Raw genomic sequence first — 22,928 nt, 5'->3', positions numbered from 1 at the left:
GCCATTGCGCAGGGCCGTGTTTTTAGGGGCGCGGGGAACTGCGCGGCCAGCCCCCACCGGGCTGTCAGCCCGGGAACAACCGCGTCTGCCCCGCTGGGGCCGGTGGCCAATGGCCGCGCCACCGTCGGTGGCTGAGCGCGCAGTTCCCCGCGCCCCTCAAGGATCGGCCAGCCGCCTTGGGAGAAGAACCGCGCAGGGCCCCGCCCCCGAAGAGCGGCTTACCGTCCGGCGCCAGGCGGGCGTCAGATCGGGCGGGCTGCCAGGGGCAACAAGGCGGAGACGCGGAAACCGCCGTCGGGGGTGGGGCCCGCGGCGAAGCCCCCGCCGTGGGTGGTGACACGTTCCTTCATGCCGACCAGCCCGTGCCCCCCGCTGGGAAGCGGCGTGGCCGGGGTGCCGTCGGAGGGCCCGTTGAGAACGAGGACGGCGATCTCGAGCTCGCGGTAGGCGAGCCGGACATGGGCCCTGGCGCCCCCGGCGTGCTTGTGGACGTTGGTGAGCGCTTCCTGCACCACGCGGTAGACGGTCTGTTCGACGCGGGCGCCGCAGGGCCGCTCCTCGCCCTCGACGGTGAACTCGACGGTCATCCCGGCGGCCTGGGACTGCTCGACGAGTTCGCCGAGCTGGTCGATGCAGGGCCCCTCGGGCTCCGGCTCCGGCTCCGTATCCGTATCCGTATCCGGCTCGGGCTCAAGAACCCGCGGCGCGGGAAGCCGCGGCGCGGGCGCGGGCGCCCGCTCGGGCGCCGCCGTACGCAGCACCCCGAGCATCTGGCGCAGTTCGGTCAGCGCCTCGCGCCCCATGTCGCCGAGCAGCTCCGCGGTGCTGGACGCCTTGGCCGGGTCCTTGAGGGCGACGGCCTTGAGGGCCGCCGCGTGGACGACCATCAGGCTCACCCGGTGGGCCACCACGTCGTGCATGTCGCGGGCGATCCGGGTCCGCTCCTCGGCGCGGGCCCGCTCGGCGCGCTCGGCCGCCTTCTCCGCGAGGAGTTCCAGCTCGCGTTCCAGGCCGTCGGCCCGCTCCCGCAGGCTCTCCACCAGCCGGCGCCTGGCCCGTACGTACAGACCGAGCAGGACCGGCGGGGCGGTGAGGCCGAGGGCGAGCAGGAGTGAGGTGCTCAGGACGATCGGCAGGGACATCGAGCGGTTGTCGTCCGCGTTGCGCAGGCTGTCGTGGAGGCGGATGAAGGAGACCAGGAAGGTGCCGAGGCCGTTCATGGCGGCGAGCGCGGCGGTGATCCGGCGCGGCACCTCGGAGACGGTCAGGGAGTAGAGGCCGACCACCGACAGCAGGAAGCCCAGCTCGGCCGGGCTCAGGGCGATGCCCACCAGGACCACGGCGATCGGCCAGCGGCGGCGCAGCAGCAGGGTGCCGCCCGCGAGCAGCCCGATCAGCGCCGCCACCGCGGGTGTCACCCCGGTCTTGTGGGCGAAGGTCACGCCCTCGAAGGCGCACTCCACGGCCGAGGCCACGGCCAGCGCCAGGTCCAGGAGGAAGCCGCGCCGCCGCGTCCACCACCACCAGCCGGACCCGGGCCGTCCTCCAGCCCCGTCGTCCGGTACGTGCGCCCCCGTCGTACTCATGGCGTCCAGACTAGGCGGTGCCCGAGGCGGCGTGGCGGCCGTGTCAGCCCCGTATCGGCGCGGTATCGGCCGGCGGGACCGGTAAGGGTCTCCAGGGGTAAGCGCGACCGGGTGCCGTGTCCGCCAGATGGGCGGGCCGTCTCGCCGCGGAGGCGGCCACCTATCCTGGAGCGGTCGGACAGCGCGGTCCGCAGCCACGTCTTTCCCTACGCCTTGTATGCCGTCGTCCACTTCCACTGCACAAGGAGCCGCACCTGTGAGCAGCGCCGACACCGCCCCGGAGAGCAGTACCGCCCTGCGAGCCGACATCCGCCGCCTGGGAGAACTGCTCGGCGGCACGCTGGTAAGACAGGAAGGCCAGGAACTCCTCGATCTCGTCGAGCGGGTACGTGCCCTGACCCGCACCGACGGCGAGGCAGCCGCCACGCTTCTCGGCGACACCGACCTGGAGACCGCCGCCAAGCTGGTACGCGCCTTCTCCACCTACTTCCATCTGGCCAACGTCACCGAGCAGGTGCACCGCGGCCGGGACCTGCGCGAGCGCCGCGCGCAGGAGGGCGGCCTGCTCGCCCAGACCGCCGACCTGCTGAAGGACGGCGACCCCGAGCACGTACGCGAGACCGTACGGAATCTGAACGTGCGGCCGGTGTTCACCGCGCACCCCACCGAGGCCGCGCGGCGCAGTGTGCTGAACAAGCTGCGCAGGATCGCGGAGCTGCTGGACGACACCACCGGGCAGGGCACGGGCGACCGGCGCCGCGCGGACCTGCGGCTCGCGGAGAACATCGACCTGCTGTGGCAGACCGACGAGCTGCGGGTGGTGCGCCCTGAGCCCGCCGACGAGGCGCGCAACGCCATCTACTACCTGGACGAACTGCACGCGGGCGCGGTCGGCGACGTCCTGGAGGACCTGGCGGCCGAGCTGGAGCGGGTCGGCCTGCCGCTGCCCGCGGGGACCCGCCCGCTGACCTTCGGCACCTGGATCGGCGGCGACCGCGACGGCAACCCCAATGTGACCCCGCAGGTCACCTGGGACGTGCTGATCCTCCAGCACGAGCACGGCATCACCGACGCGCTCGACCTGGTGGACGTGCTGCGCGGCGCGCTGTCCAACTCGATCCGCAACTGCGGCGCGAGCACCGACCTGCTGGACTCGCTCGCCACGGACCTGGTGGCGCTGCCCGAGATCAGCCCGCGCTACAAGCGGCTGAACGCCGAGGAGCCGTACCGGCTGAAGGCGACCTGCATCCGGCAGAAGCTCGTCAACACCCGCGAGCGGCTGGCCGGCGGCACCCCGCACGTCCCCGGCCGCGACTACCTGGGCACCGGCGGTCTGCTGCACGACCTCCAGCTCATCCAGGACTCGCTGCGCGTCCACCGCGGCGGCCTGATCGCCGACGGCCGCCTGGACCGTACGATCCGGACCCTGTCCGCCTTCGGTCTCCAGCTCGCGACCATGGACGTGCGCGAGCACGCCGAGGCGCACCACCACGCGCTGGGGCAGCTCTTCGACCGGCTCGGCGAGGAGTCCTGGCGGTACGCGGACATGCCGCGCGACTACCGGCGCAAGCTGCTGGCCAAGGAGCTGCGCTCGCGCCGCCCGCTGGCGCCGACGCCCGCCCCGCTGGACGAGGCGGGCGCCAAGACGCTCGGGGTGTTCCACACCATCCGGGAGGCGTTCGAGCGGTTCGGTCCGGAGGTCGTGGAGTCGTACATCATCTCGATGTGCCTGGGCTCGGACGACGTCTTCGCGGCGGCGGTGCTGGCGCGCGAGGCCGGGCTGATCGACCTGCACGCCGGGATCGCCAAGATCGGCATCGTGCCGCTGCTGGAGACCACCGACGAGCTGAAGATCGCCGACCAGCTCCTGGACGAGATGCTGTCCGACCCGTCCTACCGGCGGCTGGTGTCGCTCCGCGGTGACGTGCAGGAGGTCATGCTCGGCTACAGCGACTCGTCGAAGTTCGGCGGCATCACCACCTCGCAGTGGGAGATCCACCGGGCGCAGCGGCGGCTGCGTGACGTCGCGCACCGGCACGGGGTGCGGCTGCGGCTGTTCCACGGCCGCGGCGGCACCGTCGGCCGCGGCGGCGGCCCCTCGCACACCGCGATCCTCGCCCAGCCCTGGGGCACCCTGGAGGGCGAGATCAAGGTGACCGAGCAGGGCGAGGTGATCTCGGACAAGTACCTGATCCCGTCGCTGGCCCGGGAGAACCTGGAACTGACGGTCGCCGCCACGCTCCAGGCGTCCGCGCTGCACACCGCGCCCCGGCAGTCCGACGAGGCGCTGTCGCGCTGGGACGCGGCGATGGACATCGTCTCCGAGGCGGCCCACGACGCGTACCGCAAGCTGGTCGAGGACCCGGACCTGCCGCCGTACTTCTTCGCCTCCACGCCCGTCGACCAGCTCGGCGAGCTGCACCTGGGGTCGCGTCCCTCGCGCCGCCCGGACTCCGGTGCGGGCCTGGACGGTCTGCGGGCCATCCCGTGGGTGTTCGGCTGGACGCAGTCCCGGCAGATCGTCCCCGGCTGGTTCGGGGTCGGCGCCGGTCTGAAGGCCGCCCGCGAGGCGGGGCTCGGCCCGGTGATAGACGAGGCGTTCGGACAGTGGCACTTCTTCCGCAACTTCCTGTCCAACGTCGAGATGACCCTGGCCAAGACCGATCTGCGGATCGCCCGGCACTACGTGGACACCCTGGTGCCCGACGAGCTCAAGCACGTCTTCGCCACGATCGAGGCGGAGCACGCGCTGACGGTCAGCGAGGTGCTGCGGATCACCGGGGAGTCCGAGCTGCTGGCGGGCAGCCCGCTGCTGGCGCAGACCTTCCACATCCGTGACCAGTACCTGGACCCGATCTCGTATCTCCAGGTGACGCTGCTGGCCCGGCAGCGGGCGGCGGCGGAGCGGGGCGAGAGCCCCGACCCGCTGCTGTCGCGCGCGCTGCTGCTGACGGTGAACGGTGTGGCGGCGGGGCTGCGCAACACCGGCTGAGCGATAGGAGAAAGGCGCCCGGCGGACCGATGATCGGTCCGCCGGGCGCCTTCTTCTGTACGCCTGTACGTCTGTATGCCTGTACGTCTGTGCGCCTATGCGCCTGTACGTCGTCGGCCGCCTCAGTTCTTGCGGTGGCCGATCAGCCGCGGCTTGGGCTCTATGCCCGCCAGGCCGTTCCAGGAGAGGTTCACCAGGTGGGCGACGACCTCGGCCTTCTTCGGCTTCTGCGCGTCCAGCCACCACTGGCCGGTGAGTGCCACCATGCCGACCAGCGCCTGCGCGTACATCGGGGCGAGCTTGGGGTCGAAGCCGCGGCGCTTGAACTCGTGGCCGAGGATGTCCTCGACCTGGGTGGCGATGTCGCTGATCAGCGAGGCGAAGGTGCCGGTGGACTGGGCGACGGGTGAATCGCGCACCAGGATGCGGAAACCGTCGGTGTACTGCTCGATGTAGTCCAGCAGCGCGAAGGCGGCCTGTTCCAGCAGCTCCCTGGGGTGGCCGCCGGTGAGGGCGCCGGTCACCATGTCGAGCAACCGGCGCATCTCACGGTCGACGACGACGGCGTAGAGCCCTTCCTTGCCGCCGAAGTGCTCGTACACCACCGGCTTGGAGACGCCCGCCTTGTGGGCGATCTCCTCGACCGAGGTGCCCTCGAAGCCGCGTTCGGCGAAGAGCGTGCGGCCGATGTCGAGAAGCTGCTCGCGCCGTTCCTTGCCGGTCATACGGACCCGGCGGGCGCGCCGGGCGGTGGGTCCCGCCACGCCTGAGGCCGTGGCCGGACGTGAGCCCGACTTAGCACCCGAATCCGTACCCGAGGCCCTGCCGCTTCCGCCGTCGCCGTTCGATCCGCTGCCGTCGCTCACGCGTCAATCATGCCGCTTCACTGATGTTTTCCTTACGGCGGGCCGCGATACGGTCCGCGCTCGGCCAGCGGACGTCGGTGGCCCAGCCGAGCTGTTCGCACCAGCGGATGATCCGGGCGCTGGAGTCGACCTGGCCGCGCAGCACACCGTGCCGGGCGGAGGTGGGGTCGGCGTGGTGCAGATTGTGCCAGGACTCGCCGCAGGACAGCACCGCCAGCCACCACACGTTGCCGGAGCGGTCACGGGACTTGAAGGGGCGCTTGCCGACCGCGTGGCAGATCGAGTTGATCGACCAGGTGACGTGGTGCAGCAACGCCACCCGAACGAGCGATCCCCAGAAGAACGCGGTGAACGCGCCGTACCACGACATGGTGACGAGGCCGCCGACCACCGGCGGGATGGCCAACGAGATCACGGTCCACAGCCAGAAGTCGCGCGAGATGCGGCGGATCGCGGAGTCCTTGATCAGGTCGGGCGCGTACTTCGCCTGCGAGGTCTGCTCCTCGTCGAACAGCCACCCCATGTGGGCCCACCACAGGCCCTTCATCAGCGCGGGCAGCGTCTCGCCGTACCGCCACGGGCTGTGCGGGTCGCCCTCGGCGTCGCTGAACTTGTGGTGCCTGCGGTGGTCGGCCACCCAGCGCACGATCGGGCCCTCGACGGCCATCGATCCGGCGATGGCGAGCGCGATCTTCAGGGGGCGGTTGGCCTTGAACGAACCGTGGGTGAAGTGCCGGTGGAAGCCGATGGTGATGCCGTGGCAGCCGAGGAAGTACATGCCGATCATGAGGCCGAGATCCAGCCAGCTCATGCCGCGGCCCCAGGCGAGCGGGATGGCCGCCACCAGCGCCACGAAGGGGATGCTGATGAACAGCAGCAGCGCGATCTGCTCGATCGACCGCTTGCTCTCACCACCGCGGGTGGCGCTGTTCAGCGCGTCTTCCTGTCCCGAGGGCCCGGGTTCCCGGGACTCGGGCCTCACGTCCGTGTGCGTGGTCATGTCTGTCCCTTGGGGATCTGAGGGGGCTGGTTTCAGCCGGTCAAGCCCGTAACTTACGCCGCCGTAAGTATTGCAGCGGCCGACGACGAGCGACAGAACCACTTCATGCGGCCCGTCGTGCGATCTCTACCCCGGATCTACGTCGCGTCCACCCCGGCTCGTACGGCATGATGGTGAAGTCCAGCCCGCCCGGCTCGCCAACGGGTCGAAAGCGCGGCTTGATCCGCCGTGGTGTAATTGGCAGCACTGGGGCTTTTGGTGCCTTATGTCCGGGTTCGAGTCCTGGCGGCGGAGCACCTCACCGGGGCCCCGGCCGGTCCGGCCGGGGCCGCCCGGCGTCCATCCGGGAACCCGTCGGTATCCTGCGGATGTCCAGCACCCGAAGCCGAGGAGTCTCCTCACGTGAGCCCGAACCGTCCGGCTGCCGTCGTCGTCCTCGCCGCGGGTGAGGGCACCCGCATGAAGTCGGCCACCCCGAAGGTCCTCCACCCCATCTGCGGCCGTTCCCTCGTCGGCCATGTGGTCGCCGCCTCCCGCGAACTGGCGCCGCAGCACCTCGTGGTGGTCGTGGGCCACGCCCGCGAGCGGGTCACCGAGCACCTCAACGGCATCGACCCGCAGGCGCTCACCGCCGTGCAGCACGAGCAGAACGGGACCGGGCACGCGGTCAGGATCGGCCTGGACGCGCTGTCCGCGCAGGGCGTCGTCCTGGACGGCACCGTGGTGGTCACCTACGGCGACACCCCGCTGCTCACCGCCGAGACCCTGCACACCCTGGTCGGCGCGCACGAGGGCGACGGCAACGCCGTGACGGTCCTCACCGCGAAGGTGCCCGACCCCACCGGCTACGGCCGGATCATCCGCTCCTCCGACGACCGGGTCACCGCGATCGTCGAGCAGAAGGACGCCGGACCGGCCCAACTGGCGATCGCCGAGATCAACTCCGGGGTCTACGCCTTCGACGCGGCCCTGCTCGCCGACGCGCTCGGCAAGATCACCACGGACAACTCGCAGGGCGAGGAGTATCTGACCGACACCCTCGGCATCCTGCGCGAGGCCGGCCACCGCGTCGGCGCGTACGTCGCCCCCGACCACCGCGAGATCGCCGGGGTGAACAACCGGGTGCAGCTCGCCGAGGCCCGCCGGGTGCTCAACGACCGGCTGCTCCACCGCGCCATGCTGGACGGCGCCACGGTCGTCGACCCCGCCTCCACCTGGGTCGACGTCGACGTCCGCTTCGAGCAGGACTGCCTGGTGCACCCCAACACCCAGCTCCTGGGCGCCACCAGCGTCGGCGCGGGCGCCGAGGTCGGCCCCAACTGCACGCTCACCGACACCGCGGTCGGCCCCGGCGCGCGGGTGTCCAACACCGTCGCCGACCAGGCCGAGATCGGCGAGCAGGCGACCGTCGGCCCGTACGCGTATCTGCGCCCCGGCGCCAAGCTCGGCCCGAAGGCCAAGGCGGGCACGTACGTGGAGATGAAGAACGCCTCGATCGGCGAGGGCACCAAGGTGCCGCACCTCAGCTATGTGGGGGACGCCACGATCGGCGAGTACACCAACATCGGCGCCGCCAGCGTCTTCGTGAACTACGACGGCGAGGCCAAGCACCACACCACCATCGGCAGCTACTGCAAGACCGGCTCCGACAACATGTTCGTGGCGCCGATCACCGTCGGGGACGGCGCGTACACCGCCGCCGGATCGGTGATCACCAAGGACGTTCCCGCGGGGTCGCTGGCCGTCGCCCGCGGTCAGCAGCGCAACATCGAGGGCTGGGTGGCGCGCAAGCGTCCCGGCAGCGCCGCCGCCGAGGCCGCCGAACGCGCACAACGAGGAGACACGCCGCAGGGCGAGTGAGGGACGTCTCATCCGGGCCTCTTGAGGTGCACAGATGCGCCGGTTGGGGCGTACCGTGTGGCTTGCACACAATTCCGCCAGCACGCCTAACCGAAGGCGACGCTGTGCCGAACACCAGTCGAAAACTCCAAGGAGACGGTGCAGTGACCGGGATCAAGACGACCGGTGAGAAGAAGCTGATGCTCTTCTCCGGCCGCGCCCACCCCGATCTGGCGGAGGCGGTGGCACACAGTCTCGGAGTCGGCCTGGTGCCGACCAAGGCTTTCGACTTCGCCAACGGCGAGATCTATGTGCGGTTCCAGGAGTCGGCCCGCGGCGCGGACTGCTTCCTCATCCAGAGCCACACCGCTCCCATCAACAAGTGGATCATGGAGCAGCTCATCATGCTCGATGCTCTCAAGCGGGCCTCCGCCCGGAGCATCACCGTGATCGTGCCCTTCTACGGCTACGCCCGGCAGGACAAGAAGCACCGCGGCCGTGAGCCGATCTCGGCCCGGCTGATGGCGGACCTGTTCAAGACCGCGGGCGCCGACCGCATCCTCACGGTCGACCTGCACACCGACCAGATCCAGGGCTTCTTCGACGGCCCGGTCGATCATCTCTTCGCCCTGCCGGTGCTCGCGGACTACGTGGGCGCCAAGGTCGACCGCGCCAAGCTCACGGTGGTCTCCCCGGACGCCGGCCGGGTACGGGTCGCCGACCGCTGGTGCGACCGGCTCGGCGCGCCGCTGGCCATCGTCCACAAGCGCCGCGACCCCGACGTCGCCAACCAGGTGAAGGTCCACGAGGTCGTCGGTGACGTCAAGGGCCGGGTCTGCGTCCTGGTCGACGACATGATCGACACCGGCGGTACGATCTGCGCCGCCGCCGACGCGCTGTTCGCCAACGGCGCCGAGGACGTCATCGTGACCGCCACCCACGGTGTGCTCTCCGGGCCCGCCGCGGACCGGCTGAAGAACTCCCGGGTGAGCGAGTTCATCCTCACCGACACCCTGCCGACCCCGCGCGAGCTGAACCTCGACAAGATCACCGTGCTGTCCATGGCGCCGACCATCGCCAACGCGGTGCGCGAGGTGTTCGAGGACGGCTCGGTCACCAGCCTGTTCGAGGACTCCGAGCACTGAGCTAGATCGATTTCTCCCGGGGCCTCCCCGCCGGTTACGCTGTCCGCGTTGCTCGGCGAGGGAGGCCCCGGTTTTTCCGGCGGACCTCCGTTATCGGCGCGCTCCTCGTAACGGTCTCCGCGCAAGCGGGGGTGAGTCGTGGAACGGCCCGTCGTGGGTCGGGCGACCGTATGACCCCCCTTTCGCGTACCGAGTTTTCCGTATCGAGGAGTTGAGCATCATGGCCGAGGTCAAGATCGCCGCAGAGCCGCGCACCGAGTTCGGCAAGGGCGCCGCCCGCCGCGTGCGCCGCGCCCACCAGGTCCCCGCCGTCATCTACGGTCACGGCGCCGACCCGCAGCACGTCACCGTCCCCGGCCACGAGCTGCTGCTCGCGCTCCGCACCGCGAACGTGCTGATCTCCCTCCAGCTCGACGGCAAGACCGCGCTGGTCATCCCCAAGGCGGTCCAGCGCGACCCGCTGCGCGGCACCATCGAGCACGTCGACCTGCTGTCCGTGAAGAGCGGCGAGAAGGTCACCGTCGAGATCCCGGTGCAGACCGAGGGCGAGCTGGCCGTCGGCGGCAACCTGCTGGAGCACGTGCTCAACACGCTGCCCGTCGAGGCCGAGGCGACCCACATCCCGACCGCGGTCACCGTCTCCATCGAGGGCCTGGAGGCCGGCGCCTCCATCCTCGCCAAGGACATCACCCTGCCCAAGGGCTCCACCCTGGCGATCGACGAGGACGCGGTCGTCATCCAGGTCGTCTCGGCCCAGGCCGAGGCCGCCGACGAGGCGGGCGACGAGGCCGCCGAGGGCACCGAGGACGCCGCCGCCGAGGCGTAGTCCCCCGCGCTCCCCCGGTCCTCGCGCGCTCGTGTGTTGACGTGCTCATGTGCGTACGCTCACGTGCCCGCGCGCTCGCGTGCTGACGTGCTCGCGTGTGACCCCGGCCGCCGCCGCACCCTCACCGAGTGCGGCGGCGGCCGTTTTCCCGGTACGAAGTCGGCGACACGGAGTCGGAGACGTGGATGAGTGACACCTCAGGGCCCTGGCTGGTCGCGGGCCTCGGCAATCCGGGCCCCGAGTACGCGGGGAACCGGCACAACATCGGCTTCATGGTGGCCGATCTGCTCGCCCAGCGGGTCGGCGGCAAGTTCAAGCGCGCGCAGAAGGCGCAGGCCGTGGTCGTGGAGGGCCGGATCGGCCCGCCCGGTCCCGCGAACCAGCGGGTGGTGCTGGCGAAGCCCCAGTCGTACATGAATCTGTCCGGCGGCCCGGTGACCGCGCTGCGCGACTTCTACAAGGTGCCGACCGAGCGGATCATCGCCGTCCACGACGAGCTGGACATCGACTTCGGCACGCTGCGGCTCAAGCTGGGCGGCGGCGACAACGGCCACAACGGCCTCAAGTCGATGACCAAGTCGATGGGCCCCGACTATCTGCGGGTGCGCGCGGGGATCGGCCGTCCGCCGGGCCGGATGGACGTGGCGGCCTTTGTGCTCAAGGACTTCTCGTCCACCGAGCGCAAGGAGCTGGACTGGTTCGTGGACCGGGCGGCGGACGCGGTCGAGGCGCTGATCACCGAGGGCCTGGAGCGCGCGCAGAGCACGTACAACACCTGACCGGACGCGCGACCGGTCAACCGCCGGACACGGCGCTCACCCTTGTCGAGGGCGGGCGCGTACCGAGGTTGACCGGACGGCATGCGATGGCCAAAGATCGCCCGCATGGTGAAACGCAGCCGTTCCCGCCGGATGGCCGAGGGCACCTGGGGGCTGGTCCTGCTGGCCCGGGTGGTGGGCGGGTGGGCGCTGGTGCTGCTGCTCCTGGCGTCCGGCGCCTGGGACTCGTGGAAGACCGCGCAATACGTGGTGCTCACCAAGGGGCACGAGCACGGCACGATGACGCTGACGAACTGCGGCGACTCCACCTGCACCGGACCCTTCGCGCCGAAGGGGTCGGCCGTCGCCCGCCCGAAGGTGGTCATCAGCCTGCCGGTCACACACCATGTCGGCGACCGTGTGCCGGTCGTGGTGAAGCCCGGGACGAACACGGTCGTACGGTCCGACTGGGGCGGCCTGTTCTTCTCCTGGGTGCCGCTGGCCGGAGCCCTGCTGCTGGCCGCGGTCGTGGCCGGCGGGGCGTTGCGGATGCGGCGCACGGCGTGGACGCTGGCGGCGCTGGGGGCGGCGCTTATCGGTGCGGCCTTCTTGCTGCTGTAGGACGCGTGGGGGCGTCGGGCACGCTCGCCCGACGCCCCCGCGCGCGACCGTCAGGCTCTCATCGCCGTCGGCTCCAGGAACTCCAGCCGGTTGCCGACCGGGTCCTCGGAGTAGAAGCGGGAGTGGCCCGGCAGGTCGTCGTCCCAGACGACCTTGGCGCCGCGCGCCTGGAGCTCCTTGCCGAAGGCGTGGATCCCGGTGACGCGGATGCCCGGGTGGGCCTTGCGGGCGGGCCTGAAGTCCTCCTCGATCCCTAAGTGCAGCACCGCGTCCCCCGCCGCGAACCAGCAGCCGCCGCGCGCCGCGAGCACCGGGGGCTTGGTCAGCTCGGCCATCCCCAGCACCCCGACGTAGTACGCGCGCAGCGCCTCCTCGCTGCCCGGCGGCGCGGCGAGCTGGACGTGGTCGACCCCCGCGATCCCGAAGCCGTCGGCGCCCCCCGCCGTCCCCCCTGCCGCTCCCCGCGTCACGCCGCCGCCTCCTGCCCCTGTTTGCGCGCGACGGTGAAGATCCGCCGGAAGGGGAAGACCGTCCCGTGCGGGCCCGGCGGGTACGCCTTGCGCAGCAGGTCGCGGTACTGGCCGACGAATTCCGTCACCGCCCCCCGGTCGCCGTCCAGCGCGGTCAGCACCGGCCGCAGCGCGGTGCCCTTGGTCCACTCCAGCACCGGGTCCTCGCCCTGGAGCAACTGCACATACGTCGACTCCCACACGTCGGCCGCGCAGCCCAGTTCGGTCAGCCGCTCCAGATAGTCGGCCGGGCTGAGGATGTGGACGTAGCGGCGGCCGTGTCCGTCGAGCCGGTCGCGCCACCGCGGGGTGTCGCACAGCTCGCCCAGCAGCGCGTGGCTGGGCGCGGTGAAGTTGCCCGGCACCTGGAAGGCCAGGGTGCCGCCGGGCGTGATGTGGTCGAGCCAGCCGGGGAAGCGGTCGGCGTGGCCGGGCACCCACTGGAGCGCGGCGTTGGAGACGATCAGGTCGAAGGACTCCTCGGGCACCCAGTGCGCCGCGTCGGCCTGCCGGAAGTCCAGCTCACCGCCGCCCGCCGTGGGTCCCGCGTACCGCGCCGCCGCGTCCAGCATCTCGCGGGAGCTGTCGAAGCCGGTGATCCGGGCTCCGGGCCAGCGGTCGGCGAGCAGCGCGGTGACATTGCCCGGACCGCACCCGATGTCGGCGATCCGGGGCGCCTCGCCGCCCGGCAGATCCTGGATACGGGTGAGAAGGTCGAGGAAAGGGCGGGTGCGGTGGGTGGAGTGCCGGAGATACTGTTGCGGGTCCCACGTTGGCGCTGCGTGCATCGTCGTACTCCCTGGCTTTTCATAGCCGGCTGCGCACAGCCGCTACCGAAACGGAGGGCGAGGTTCTGCCCTCTGGTCGGTGTCCAGGCTCCTCCGACATATCTCTTGAAGTCAAGAGGCTTCATATCAAGAGACTTCATATCGACAGACCTACTACACTGAGCGCATGGAGGACGAGGTCGACCGGCTGGTCGCTGCATGGCGCCGAGAGCGCCCCGACCTCGACGTGGAGCCGCTGGAGGTGCTCAGCCGGGTCAGCAGACTCGCCCGGCACCTCGACCGCGCGCGGCGGCTGGCCTTCGCCGAGCACAGTCTCGAACCGTGGGAGTTCGACGTGCTCACCTCGCTGCGCCGCGCCGGACCGCCGTACCAGCTCTCGCCGGGCCAGCTCCTGACCCAGACGCTGGTCACCTCCGGCACGATGACCAACCGGATCGACCGGCTCGCCCAGCGCGGGCTCGTCGAGCGGCTGCCCGACCCCAGCGACCGGCGCGGCGTGCTCGTCCGGCTCACCGTGGAGGGCCAGGAGCGCGCGGACCAGTCGCTGGCCGGACTGCTCGCGCAGGAACGCGCGATCCTGGGCGAGCTGTCCGCCCGGCAGCGCGGTGAACTGGCCGGGCTGCTACGACAGTTGACCGCGCCTTTCGACAACGTCCCCGGCTGACGGCACCAGCTCCACCGGCCCCACGCCCGCCCTGCGGGCCAGCGCGACCGCCGCCAGCGTCGAGTGCACGCCGAGCTTGCCCAGCACATTCTGCATATGGGTGCGGACGGTGTGCGGCGACAGGAACAGCCGCTCGGCGACGGCTTTGCGGCCCAGGCCCGCGACCATGCAGCGCAGCACCTCCTGCTCGCGCGGCGTCAGCGACTCCACCAGCCGTTCGCTCTCGGTGCGGTGCCTGCGGGCGGCCGTCAGCTCGCGCAGCACCCCGGTCAGCAGCGCGGGCGGCAGATGCGTCTCGTCGCGCAGCACGCCGCGTACGACCGCGAGCAGCCGTGACAGCGAGCAGTCCTTGGCGACCCACCCCGACGCCCCGGCCTGGAGCGCGCGGGCCGCCCTGCGGGCGTCGTCCCGCTCGGCCAGCACGACGGTACGGGTCCCCGGATACTCGGCCCTGACCCGTTCCACCAGCGCCAGGCCGTCCAGGACCGGTTCCTGCTCGACCGGGATGCGCGGCACCGCCGCGAGCGTCACCGGCGGTCGCGGACCGTCCCCCAGATCGGCGTCCACCAGCAGGACGTCGTAGCGCCGGTTGTCGGCCGCCGCGCGGTCCAGGCAGCGCTGAGCGGCCGGGCCGCTCCCCGCGGCCGAGACGTCGACGTCGGGCTCCGCCGCGAGCGCGGCGGCAAGCGACTCGGCGAAGATGCGATGATCATCGACGACGAGAACGCGGATTCGTCCCACGGGTACCACTCCCGGTGTTGGGCACTCCCCCAGTGGCGGGGCGGCATTCGCGCGGGATCCGGCACCCGGATCGGGACCGCCGCCCCTCCCCGGGTGCCGAACCCCTTGCGTCTCGCCCCCTGATGCACGCCGGCCCCCACCGGCGCTGTCTCAAAAGCGTAGGGCGTCGCGCCCCCGTTAACACCGTCTTGACGGAAGTTCTCCGTCGCGGAATTCCGGATTCCCCCGTCTTGTGGTACCGGAGTGACCACGGTGACGGGAGCGGCCCCGCACGCGCCGAACGGGCCGGTCCGCGCGTGCCGAGCTTCACACGGACCGACCCGTCCGACAGCGGGGAACGGGAGTGGGGAACGGGATTTGAGCACGGGGTCGGAGAACGGGGTCTGGGAACCGGGTATGAGAACCGGGTTTGAGATCCGGGCCCCGCTAAACCAGCCGGTGCGCTCCGGGGCCCGCCGTCGTCGGGAAGAGCCGGGCCGCCGGGAGGGCGGCCTGGATGGTCGCGGACAGCGCCGGGATGTCGGCAGCCTCCGCCAGGACGATGGCGGAGCCGCCGAAGCCGCCGCCGGTCATACGGGCGCCCAGGGCGCCGTTGGCGAGCGCGGTGTCGACCACGAGGTCGAGTTCGGCGCACGAGATCCGGAAGTCGTCGCGGAGCGAGACGTGTCCCGCGGTCAGGACGGGCCCGATCTCGCGGGTGCGCCCGGCGTCCAGAAGCGCGATGACCTCCTCGACGCGCCGGTTCTCGGTCACCACGTGCCGGGTGAGCCGGCGCAGCCGCTCGTCGGGGAGGGCGGCCAGCGCGGCGTCGAGCCCGTCGTAGGGGACGTCGCGCAGGGCGGGGACGCCGAGGGCCGCGGCGGCGGCCTCGCAGCCCGCGCGCAGTTCGCCGTACGCCCCGTCGGCGTGCGCGTGCTTGACGCGGGTGTCGACCACCAGCAGTTGCAGCCCCTGCGCGGCCAGGTCGAACGGCACCTGGCGCTGCGTGAGCCCGCGCACGTCGAGGTGGAGCGCGTGCCCCTGCGTACAGCAGGCGGACGCGGTCTGGTCCATGACGCCGACGGGCGCGCCGACGTAGGTGTTCTCCGAGGACTGGCAGAGCAGGGCCAACTCCTGGCGGGGCAGGTCCAGGCCGTGCAGTTCGGTGAGGGCCAGGGCGGTGACGACCTGGAGGGCGGCGGAGGACGAGAGCCCGCCGCCGACCGGCACATTGCTGTCGTAGTGGATGTCGGCGCCGCCGATGGCGTGGCCCGCCTGCCGCAGCGTCCACAGGACGGCCGCGGGGTAGACGGCCCAGCCGCCGGTCGTACCGGGAGCCAGTTCGTCGACGCGCAGTTCGACGATGCCGCCGTCCATGTCGGCGGAGTGCACGCGCAGCAGCCCGTCGTCGCGGCGGGCGACGGCCGCCCGGGTGCGGTGCGGGAGCGCGAACGGCATGACGTAGCCGTCGTTGTAGTCGGTGTGCTCGCCGATCAGATTGACCCGGCCGGGCGCCGCCCATATGCCCTCGGGCGCGCGCCCGAAGATGTTCTTGAACGCGATCTCGAACGCGGCTTCCGTCGTGGCTTCCGTCATCGTCCGTCCTCCCCCTGCGTCGGCGAGTGGTCCTGCGACAGCGACCGGGTGAAATTCCATGCGTCGCGGATGATCTCCGCGAGGTCGGTGCGGCTGGGCTGCCAGCCGAGCCGCTGCCTGGCGCGCTCCGCGGAGGCGACCAGTACGGCGGGGTCGCCCGCGCGGCGCGGCTCGTCGGTGGCCGGGATGGGGTGGCCGGTGACCTGGCGGGCGGTCTCGATGACCTCGCGGACCGAGAAGCCGTTGCCGTTGCCGAGGTTGCAGATCAGGTGCTCGCCCGCAGGCGCCTTGTCGAGCGCCAGCAGATGCGCCTCGGCCAGGTCCGCGACGTGGATGTAGTCGCGCAGGCAGGTGCCGTCCGGCGTCGGGTAGTCGTCGCCGAAGACCGAGACCGCGCGGCGGCGGCCCTGCGCGACCTGGAGGACCAGCGGGATCAGGTGCGACTCGGGGTCGTGCCGCTCGCCGTGGCCGCCGTACGCGCCCGCGACGTTGAAGTACCGCAGGGAGACGGCGGACAGGCCGTGCGCCGCGCACTCGCTGGTGATCATGTGGTCGACGGCGAGCTTCGTCGCGCCGTACGGGTTGGTGGGCGCGGTCGCCGCGTCCTCGGTGATGGGGATGGCGGTGGGCTCGCCGTAGGTGGCGGCGGTGGAGGAGAAGACGAGGGTGCGTACGCCGGAGTCCCGCATGGCGGCGAGCAGTTCGAGGGTGCCGCCGACGTTGTTGCGCCAGTACTTCTCGGGTACGGCGACGGACTCGCCGACCTGCGAGGAGGCGGCGAAGTGCAGCACCGCGTCATAGGTGCTGTCGAGCACCTTGTCGGCGTCCTGGACGCGGCCCTCGACGAAGTCGGCGCCCTTGGGCACGCCCGCGAGGAAGCCGGTCGACAGGTCGTCCAGCACCGTCACCCGGTGCCCGGCCTCCAGCAGATGGGCGGCGACGACCCCGCCGACGTATCCGGCGCCGCCGGTGACCAGGACCTTCTTGGGCCGGGCGGCCGTCTCCCGCTGGGCGGTCGTCGACTCGGTGCCCGCTCGCTCGGTGCTCACTGACTCGCTACCTCTCGCAGTCGCAACGCCGCGGACTCCGGCGGCACATCGTTGATGAAAGCGCCCATTCCGGACTCGGAGCCCGCGAGGAACTTCAGCTTGCCCGATGTGCGCCGGATAGTGAAAAGCTCCAGATGGAGCGCGAAATCGCGGCGGTCCGGCGCGTTGAACGGCGCCTGGTGCCAGCCGGAGATGTACGGGGTACGCGGCTGGCCCTCGCCGAAGATCCGGTCGAAGCGGCGCAGCAGCTCCAGATAGACCCGCGGGAACTCGGCGCGCGCGTCCTCGTCGAGGCCGAGCAGGTCGGGCACCCGCCGGTGGGGATACAGGTGCACCTCGTACGGCCAGTGCGCGGCGTACGGCACGAAGGCGGTCCAGTGTTCACCCGTGAGGACGATTCGGCGGCCGTCCGCGCGCTCGTCGGCGAGGACGTCGTCGAAGAGGTTGCGCCCGCCGGTGCGCTCGCGGTGCTCGGCGAGCGAGCGCAGCATCAGGGCGGTGCGCGGTGTGACGAACGGATAGGCGTAGATCTGGCCGTGCGGGTGGCCGAGGGTGACGCCGATCTCCGCGCCGCGGTTCTCGAACGGGAAGACCTGCTCCACGCCGGGCTGCTGGCCCAGGTCGCGGGTGCGGTCGGTCCAGGCGTCCAGCACCAGGCGGGCGGAGCCGGGGCTCAGGTCGGCGAAGGACGCGTCGTGGTCGGGGGTGAAGCAGACCACCTCGCAGCGGCCCGCGTCACCGGCCAGCGAGGGGAAGCGGTTCTCGAAGACGACCACCTCGTAGTCGCTGTCCGGGATCTCGCTCAGCCGGCCCTCGCGCGAGGGGCACAGCGGGCACTCGTCGGCGGGCGGGTGGTACGTACGGCCCTGCCGGTGCGAGGCGACGGCGACGGTGTCGCCCAGCAGCCGGTCGGCGCGCAGCTCGGACTCGGTGGCGACGGGCTCCAGCGGACGGCGGTCCACGGCGTCGCGCACGACGTCGTCCCTGGAGTCGTAATAGATCAGCTCACGGCCGTCGGCGAGCCGGGTCGTCGTCTTCTTCACCCTTGAGGCCCCTCATCACAAGCACTCAACATAATCAAACACAAGGAACCACAAAATAACAGCCCGGTCAATGGGGACTCCGGGAAGATGCTTGAAACAGGTTGATTGTGGTGGTAAGTGTCCGCGCACGCGAGAGCGGGGCGGCACCTCCTGTCGGGAGGTGCCGCCCCGCGTGCGGAAGACGTGCGGAAGACGTGCGGAAAACGTGTGGAAAAAGGGGGGTGCTGGGGTCGGTGCGTCAGCCCGCCGCGCCGGGACCGGCCGCGGAGGACTGCGGGAACGCCGCGGACGCCGGGGCGCCTTCGGCCGCCGCGCGGTCCAGCAGGCCGGTGCGGGCCGCCAGGGCGGCGGCCTCCAGCCGGGAGCCGACCCCCAGCTTCATCAGGACGCGCTGCACATGCGTCCGCGCGGTGCTCGGCGCGATCCGCATGCCCGCCGCGATCAGCCGGGTGTCCTCACCCTCCGCGACCCGCACCAGGACCTCGATCTCGCGCGGTGTCAGCATCTCCAGCAGCCGCGCGCCCTCGTCGTCCGGCTGCCGCGCGGGGTTGAGCAGCTCCGCGAAGGCGCCCTGGAGGAGCGTCTGCGCCACCGCGACCTCCCCGGCCCGCGCCTTGGCCATCGCGCGCTCCACGCCCTCGATGCGCTCGTCGTGGCGTACGTAACCGGAGGCGCCGGCCGCGAAGGCCGCCGCGATGCCGCGCGGGTCGGGTACCGGTCCGAGGACGACCACGGCGACCGCCGGGCGCTCCCGCTTGATCCTGGCCACCGCGTCGAAGGCGCCCGGCTCGGCCGGTGCGGCCGTGCCGTACAGGCACACCTCGGGAGACCTGCTCAGTACCAGTTCCGCCGCGCCCGCCGCGGGCGCCGCCGCCGCGAGCACCCGGTGCCCGCGCAGCTTCAGTGCCGAGGCCAGCGCCTCGGCGAGCAGGCGGTGGTCGTCAACGACCACGAGCCGTACGCCCATGTCGGGTATCCCCTATCCCCCCGGGGTCCGGACCACTGCCGACCCCGACCCCTACGCATACCGCCCTAGGCGGCGAAGCTACACGCATCCACCACCGGCCGCGCCCCCTATCGAACAGAAGGTTCCGGCGAATCCGGAATTACCGTAGCTCGTCAGCCGAAGGTCACCAGATAGGTCTGGTCGGACGAGGAGGCGTACACCGTGCGCGTCGCGATGATGAAATGACCGTCGTGCCAGACGGGGTAGCTGCGCATCGCCGACACGTTCAGCTTCTGCGAGGCGTCGGTGTCGAACTGCGCGTAGGTGGTGAGCGCGCCGCTGGCCGGGTCCAGGGTCACCAGACGGCCCTGCACGTCGTAGTCGGCGGGCTCGTACGCGAGCAGCTTGCCGTCCTCGATCGCCAGGCCCTGGATGTCGTGCTTGCTGTCGGGCTTGGCGATCCACTTCTGCTTGCCGTCGCTCAGGTTGAACGCGACGATCCCGCTGAGCACCTGGCCGTTGCTGTCGTGCTTGCTCGTCAGCGACAGATAGAGGGTGTCACTGCTGACGATCACATTGTGCACGGCCTGCATCTCGGTGCCGTCCGTGCTGATGTCGTACTTGTCGGTGCCGAGCGAGACCCGCGACTGGAGACGGCCGTCGACGATCGTCGCCACGTCCGTCTGCCTCTCGCCCTCGGTGCCGAGCACCACCACCACCGGGTCGGTGGAGACGACGGCCGAGACCTTGGTGCCGACCGGCGCCGTCCACGACCATTTGGCGCTGCCGTTGTTGTCCGGATCGATGACCTGGACCTTGTACGTCTTGTAGCCGCAGTTGACGATCGCCACGAACTGCTTGCCGCCCGCGTAGCCGTCGTCCTCGCAGTCACCGTTGCCCGACCGCCACAGCACCTTCTGGGTGCTCAGCCGGTAGCCGATCGAGCCCTCCAGCCAGTCCACGCCGAGCGTGTCGCCGCTGATCGCCATCTCGCTGTAGTCGAAGTCCGCCTTCTCCGAACTGCCGACCGGCAGCTTCGCCGTCCACACCGCCCTGCCCGCCGCGAGATCGATCACCATGACCTGCTCGCAGCTGGCGCCGAACTGGACGGCCGTCAGGTTGTTGTTGGAGTCGCGCGCGGCCGTGCAGTCGCCGCTCGACGGTGTCGGTACGGTCCACGCCACCGCGCCGGTGCCCAGGTCGTAGCCGACGACCTTGTCGATCTCGTTCTTCACCACGTACTTGTCGGTGAACCAGACGCCGAGGACGCTCTTCAGATTGTCCTTCGACGCCACCGGGTCCGCGGGCTTGTCCCACTTGTACGACAGTGTCGAATTGTGCGTCTTGGCGGTGTTCGTACCGCCGTTGGCGCCACCGGCGTTGGCCTGCGGCTTGGGCGCCGGGTCGTCGCCGCCGCCGCTCTTGGTCGCGAAGTACACACCGCCGCCGATCACCAGCACCGCGGCGACGACCGCCGCGACGATCACGATCAGCTTGTTGTTCGACGAGCCGCCTGAGGGGGCGGGATAGCCCGAGGGTCCCGGCCCGTACGGCGGCTGTTGCTGCTGCGGATAGCCGTACGCCTGCTGCTGCGGCGGGACCTGGCCGGGCTGCGGGTAGCCGTACTGCGGGGGCGGTGTCTGCCCCTGCGGCACCTGACCGGGCGGCGGGGGCGGGGGCGGCACCTGGCCGGGCGGCGGCGGAGGTCCCTGCCGGCCGCCGTACTGCTGCTGCGGGAAGGCCGGTTGGGTGGGCGCCTGCGCGTACGGGTTCTGGCCGGGGGGCACCGGCTGCGCGTACGGGTTCTCGTTACCGGGAACCGGGCCCGCCTGGCCCGGGTATCCGTAACCACCGCCGGGCGGCGGCGGGTTTCCGGGGGGCGGCGGGGGCGGCTGCGACATCAACAGGTCCTTCGGGCACAGGTGAATCAGGGACGGATGAACGGAAATTCTTTCTATCACCCGCCCCCACCACCCCCTCGGGGAGCGGCCCGACCGTTACCTGGCCGCTACACGTCTTCACACGTCGAGGGATTCTGCTTCACCTGCGAAGGGGTGTTACCCGCCCCAGGTGAAGGGGTCTTACCCGCCCCAGGTGAAGGGGTCTTACCCGCCTCATGTGAAGGGGTGTTACGCGTCCTCCGCCAACTCCAGCCAGCGCATCTCCAGTTCCTCGCGCTCCTCGCGCAGCGCGCGCAATTCGGCGTCCAGGGAGGCGACTTTCTCGAAATCGGTCGCATTGTCGGCGATGCCGGTGTGCAGCTTCGCCTCGCGCTGGCCGAGTTTGTCGAGCTGCCGCTCGATGCGCTGGAGTTCCTTCTTCGCCGCGCGGGTGTCGCCCGTGGGCTTGTCCTTGGCGGGCGCCGGGGCGGGCGCCGCGGCCTCGGCGACCCGGCGGCGGCGCTCCAGGTACTCGTCCACCCCGCGCGGCAGCATGCGCAGGCTGGCGTCGCCGAGCAGCGCGAAGACGCGGTCGGTGGTGCGCTCCAGGAAGTACCGGTCGTGGCTGATCACCAGCATCGAGCCGGGCCAGCCGTCCAGCAGGTCCTCCAGCTGGGTGAGCGTCTCGATGTCGAGGTCGTTGGTGGGCTCGTCCAGGAACAGCACATTGGGCTCGTCCATCAGCAGCCGCAGGATCTGGAGCCGACGGCGCTCACCGCCGGACAGGTCGCCGACCGGCGTCCACTGCTTCTCCTTGGTGAAGCCGAACTTCTCGCAGAGCTGCCCCGCGGTCATCTCCCGGCCCTTGCCGAGGTCGACGCGCTGCCGCACCGACTCCACGGCCTGGAGCACCCGCCAGTTCGGGTCCAGCTCGGCGACCTCCTGGGAGAGGTAAGCGAGCTTCACCGTCTTGCCGACGACCACTTTGCCGGCCGCCGGCTGCTGGTCGCCGCCGGTCGCCGCGGCCTCGGCGAGCGCCCGCAGGAGTGAGGTCTTGCCCGAGCCGTTGACGCCGACCAGGCCGACGCGGTCGCCGGGGCCGAGCTGCCACGTCAGGTGCTTCAACAGCACCTTGGGGCCCGCTTGGACCGTCACATCCTCCAACTCGAAGACCGTCTTGCCGAGGCGGGAGTTGGCGAATTTCATCAGCTCCGCGGTGTCGCGCGGCGGCGGCACGTCGGCGATCAGCTCGTTCGCCGCCTCGATGCGGAAGCGCGGCTTGGAGGTGCGGGCCGGGGCGCCGCGGCGCAGCCAGGCCAGCTCCTTGCGCATCAGATTCTGCCGCTTGGTCTCCTCGGTGGCCGCGATCCGTTCCCGCTCGGCGCGCGCGAACACGTAGTCGCTGTAGCCGCCCTCGTACTCGTACACCGAGCCGCGCTGCACGTCCCACATGCGGGTGCAGACCTGGTCGAGGAACCAGCGGTCGTGGGTGACGCAGACGAGCGCGGAGCGGCGGGTGCCGAGGTGGCCCGCCAGCCAGGCGATGCCCTCGACGTCGAGGTGGTTGGTCGGCTCGTCGAGGACCAGCAGGTCCTGCTCCTCGATCAGCAGCTTCGCGAGCGCGATCCTGCGCCGCTCGCCGCCGGAGAGCGGGCCGATGACGGTGTCCAGGCCGAGCGGGAAGCCGGGCAGGTCCAGGCCGCCGAACAGGCCGGTCAGCACGTCGCGGATCTTCGCGTCGCCCGCCCACTGGTGGTCGGCGCGGTCGCCGATCACCTCGTGGCGCACGGTCGCGGCCGGGTCGAGGCTGTCGCTCTGCGTCAAGACGCCCAGTCGCAGCCCACCCTGGTGGGTGACGCGGCCGGTGTCCGGCTCCTCCAGCTTGGCGAGCAGCCGGATGAGGGTGGTCTTGCCGTCGCCGTTGCGGCCCACGACGCCGGTGCGGTCGCCTTCGGAGACGCCGAGGGACACGGATTCGAGCAGCGCTCGCGTGCCGTATGTCTTGCCGACGGCTTCGACGTTGACCAGGTTGACGGCCACTCTCGTACGCTCCAGGGGTTCGCGGGGGTTCTGCTTCAGCGTAGTGCGGCGCGGTGAGGT

General features: G+C 71.2%; 19 protein-coding genes and 1 tRNA gene. 8 read left to right on the top strand and 12 right to left on the bottom strand.

The window, feature by feature from the left end; genetic code table 11:
• Positions 1–242: 242 nt before the first annotated feature.
• Positions 243–1,586 carry a sensor histidine kinase gene (locus ACZ4EF_RS03420; protein WP_467502507.1) on the bottom strand — a complete coding sequence of 448 codons (1,344 nt, stop codon included), beginning with the start codon at positions 1,584–1,586 and terminating at the stop codon, positions 243–245.
• 256 nt (positions 1,587–1,842) lie between these two features.
• On the opposite strand from ACZ4EF_RS03420, the gene ppc reads away from it, so the two are divergent.
• Positions 1,843–4,578: a phosphoenolpyruvate carboxylase gene (ppc, locus tag ACZ4EF_RS03415; RefSeq protein WP_355338007.1), complete on the top strand. Its 2,736-nt coding sequence runs from the start codon at positions 1,843–1,845 to the stop codon at positions 4,576–4,578.
• A 122-nt stretch (positions 4,579–4,700) separates the two neighbouring features.
• Here the strand turns inward: ppc and ACZ4EF_RS03410 are convergent, their stop codons facing one another.
• Both ACZ4EF_RS03410 and ACZ4EF_RS03405 read right to left on the bottom strand, forming a co-directional pair.
• On the bottom strand, positions 4,701–5,303 hold the full coding sequence (locus ACZ4EF_RS03410) for a TetR/AcrR family transcriptional regulator (protein WP_188282429.1): 603 nt from the start codon (positions 5,301–5,303) through the stop codon (positions 4,701–4,703).
• A 148-nt stretch (positions 5,304–5,451) separates the two neighbouring features.
• Positions 5,452–6,444, bottom strand: a complete 993-nt coding sequence (locus tag ACZ4EF_RS03405; protein WP_391051661.1) for an acyl-CoA desaturase — start codon at positions 6,442–6,444, stop codon at positions 5,452–5,454.
• Between the two features lie 222 nt (positions 6,445–6,666).
• On the opposite strand from ACZ4EF_RS03405, the gene ACZ4EF_RS03400 reads away from it, so the two are divergent.
• From ACZ4EF_RS03400 to ACZ4EF_RS03375, 6 genes are all read left to right on the top strand, one after another.
• Positions 6,667–6,738 (top strand) — tRNA-Gln (locus ACZ4EF_RS03400).
• Between the two features lie 108 nt (positions 6,739–6,846).
• Positions 6,847–8,304: a bifunctional UDP-N-acetylglucosamine diphosphorylase/glucosamine-1-phosphate N-acetyltransferase GlmU gene (glmU, locus tag ACZ4EF_RS03395; protein WP_391051663.1), complete on the top strand. Its 1,458-nt coding sequence runs from the start codon at positions 6,847–6,849 to the stop codon at positions 8,302–8,304.
• A 143-nt stretch (positions 8,305–8,447) separates the two neighbouring features.
• Positions 8,448–9,428 carry a ribose-phosphate diphosphokinase gene (locus tag ACZ4EF_RS03390; RefSeq protein ID WP_355337998.1) on the top strand — a complete coding sequence of 327 codons (981 nt, stop codon included), beginning with the start codon at positions 8,448–8,450 and terminating at the stop codon, positions 9,426–9,428.
• Positions 9,429–9,648: 220 nt separating this feature from the next.
• Positions 9,649–10,254: a 50S ribosomal protein L25/general stress protein Ctc gene (locus ACZ4EF_RS03385; protein ID WP_355337995.1), complete on the top strand. Its 606-nt coding sequence runs from the start codon at positions 9,649–9,651 to the stop codon at positions 10,252–10,254.
• 185 nt (positions 10,255–10,439) lie between these two features.
• A complete protein-coding gene (pth, locus tag ACZ4EF_RS03380) occupies positions 10,440–11,033 on the top strand; it encodes an aminoacyl-tRNA hydrolase (RefSeq protein ID WP_355337992.1) in 594 nt (197 codons plus the stop codon).
• Between the two features lie 108 nt (positions 11,034–11,141).
• Complete coding sequence (locus tag ACZ4EF_RS03375; RefSeq protein ID WP_391162558.1) at positions 11,142–11,633, top strand: DUF4232 domain-containing protein; 492 nt, start codon at positions 11,142–11,144, stop codon at positions 11,631–11,633.
• A gap of 50 nt (positions 11,634–11,683) precedes the next feature.
• Here ACZ4EF_RS03375 and ACZ4EF_RS03370 read toward each other — a convergent pair whose 3' ends face one another.
• Positions 11,684–12,103, bottom strand: coding sequence for a VOC family protein (locus ACZ4EF_RS03370; protein WP_391162315.1), 420 nt, complete (start codon positions 12,101–12,103; stop codon positions 11,684–11,686).
• Positions 12,100–12,930, bottom strand: coding sequence for a trans-aconitate 2-methyltransferase (locus tag ACZ4EF_RS03365; protein ID WP_467502503.1), 831 nt, complete (start codon positions 12,928–12,930; stop codon positions 12,100–12,102). The genes ACZ4EF_RS03370 and ACZ4EF_RS03365 overlap by 4 nt, the downstream gene beginning before the upstream one ends.
• Positions 12,931–13,096: 166 nt before the next feature.
• Between ACZ4EF_RS03365 and ACZ4EF_RS03360 the strand changes: the two genes are divergently transcribed.
• Entirely contained in the window at positions 13,097–13,594 is a 498-nt protein-coding gene (locus ACZ4EF_RS03360; protein ID WP_355337983.1) for a MarR family winged helix-turn-helix transcriptional regulator, read from the top strand.
• Here the strand turns inward: ACZ4EF_RS03360 and ACZ4EF_RS03355 are convergent.
• The 7 genes from ACZ4EF_RS03355 to ACZ4EF_RS03325 all read right to left on the bottom strand — a co-directional run bounded on the left by ACZ4EF_RS03355 (position 13,553) and on the right by ACZ4EF_RS03325 (position 22,868).
• Positions 13,553–14,335, bottom strand: coding sequence for a LuxR C-terminal-related transcriptional regulator (locus ACZ4EF_RS03355; RefSeq protein ID WP_188282377.1), 783 nt, complete (start codon positions 14,333–14,335; stop codon positions 13,553–13,555). The two genes, ACZ4EF_RS03360 and ACZ4EF_RS03355, sit on opposite strands and share 42 nt — an antisense overlap.
• A gap of 426 nt (positions 14,336–14,761) precedes the next feature.
• Positions 14,762–15,910, bottom strand: coding sequence for a galactokinase (galK, locus tag ACZ4EF_RS03350; RefSeq protein ID WP_467502501.1), 1,149 nt, complete (start codon positions 15,908–15,910; stop codon positions 14,762–14,764).
• Positions 15,907–16,887: a UDP-glucose 4-epimerase GalE gene (galE, locus tag ACZ4EF_RS03345; protein WP_355338102.1), complete on the bottom strand. Its 981-nt coding sequence runs from the start codon at positions 16,885–16,887 to the stop codon at positions 15,907–15,909. The genes galK and galE overlap by 4 nt, the downstream gene beginning before the upstream one ends.
• A 68-nt stretch (positions 16,888–16,955) precedes the next feature.
• Positions 16,956–18,002 (bottom strand): galactose-1-phosphate uridylyltransferase, encoded by a 1,047-nt coding sequence (gene galT / locus ACZ4EF_RS03340; RefSeq protein ID WP_401310334.1) that lies wholly within the window; start codon positions 18,000–18,002, stop codon positions 16,956–16,958.
• A gap of 238 nt (positions 18,003–18,240) precedes the next feature.
• Positions 18,241–18,969 (bottom strand): helix-turn-helix transcriptional regulator, encoded by a 729-nt coding sequence (locus ACZ4EF_RS03335; RefSeq protein WP_355337974.1) that lies wholly within the window; start codon positions 18,967–18,969, stop codon positions 18,241–18,243.
• 152 nt (positions 18,970–19,121) lie between these two features.
• Positions 19,122–20,849, bottom strand: coding sequence for a PQQ-binding-like beta-propeller repeat protein (locus tag ACZ4EF_RS03330; protein ID WP_467502500.1), 1,728 nt, complete (start codon positions 20,847–20,849; stop codon positions 19,122–19,124).
• 228 nt (positions 20,850–21,077) lie between these two features.
• Complete coding sequence (locus ACZ4EF_RS03325; RefSeq protein WP_355337968.1) at positions 21,078–22,868, bottom strand: ABC-F family ATP-binding cassette domain-containing protein; 1,791 nt, start codon at positions 22,866–22,868, stop codon at positions 21,078–21,080.
• Positions 22,869–22,928 lie beyond the last annotated feature (60 nt).

It is taken from the genome of Streptomyces sp. NPDC025721, from assembly GCF_055558595.1.
The sequence above is the reverse complement of the archived record's forward strand: the minus strand, read 5'-3'. Positions and strand labels throughout refer to the sequence as shown.

Bases quoted from the DNA above. Each gene is read 5' to 3' on its own strand.
- ACZ4EF_RS03420 (WP_467502507.1), bottom strand. From the start codon at position 1,586: ATGAGTACGACGGGGGCGCACGTACCGGACGACGGGGCTGGAGGACGG.
- ACZ4EF_RS03410 (WP_188282429.1), bottom strand. From the start codon at position 5,303: ATGACCGGCAAGGAACGGCGCGAGCAGCTTCTCGACATCGGCCGCACG.
- ACZ4EF_RS03405 (WP_391051661.1), bottom strand. From the start codon at position 6,444: ATGACCACGCACACGGACGTGAGGCCCGAGTCCCGGGAACCCGGGCCC.
- ACZ4EF_RS03385 (WP_355337995.1), top strand. From the start codon at position 9,649: ATGGCCGAGGTCAAGATCGCCGCAGAGCCGCGCACCGAGTTCGGCAAG.
- pth (WP_355337992.1), top strand. From the start codon at position 10,440: ATGAGTGACACCTCAGGGCCCTGGCTGGTCGCGGGCCTCGGCAATCCG.
- ACZ4EF_RS03365 (WP_467502503.1), bottom strand. From the start codon at position 12,930: ATGCACGCAGCGCCAACGTGGGACCCGCAACAGTATCTCCGGCACTCC.
- ACZ4EF_RS03360 (WP_355337983.1), top strand. From the start codon at position 13,097: ATGGAGGACGAGGTCGACCGGCTGGTCGCTGCATGGCGCCGAGAGCGC.
- galK (WP_467502501.1), bottom strand. From the start codon at position 15,910: ATGACGGAAGCCACGACGGAAGCCGCGTTCGAGATCGCGTTCAAGAAC.
- ACZ4EF_RS03335 (WP_355337974.1), bottom strand. From the start codon at position 18,969: ATGGGCGTACGGCTCGTGGTCGTTGACGACCACCGCCTGCTCGCCGAG.
- ACZ4EF_RS03330 (WP_467502500.1), bottom strand. From the start codon at position 20,849: ATGTCGCAGCCGCCCCCGCCGCCCCCCGGAAACCCGCCGCCGCCCGGC.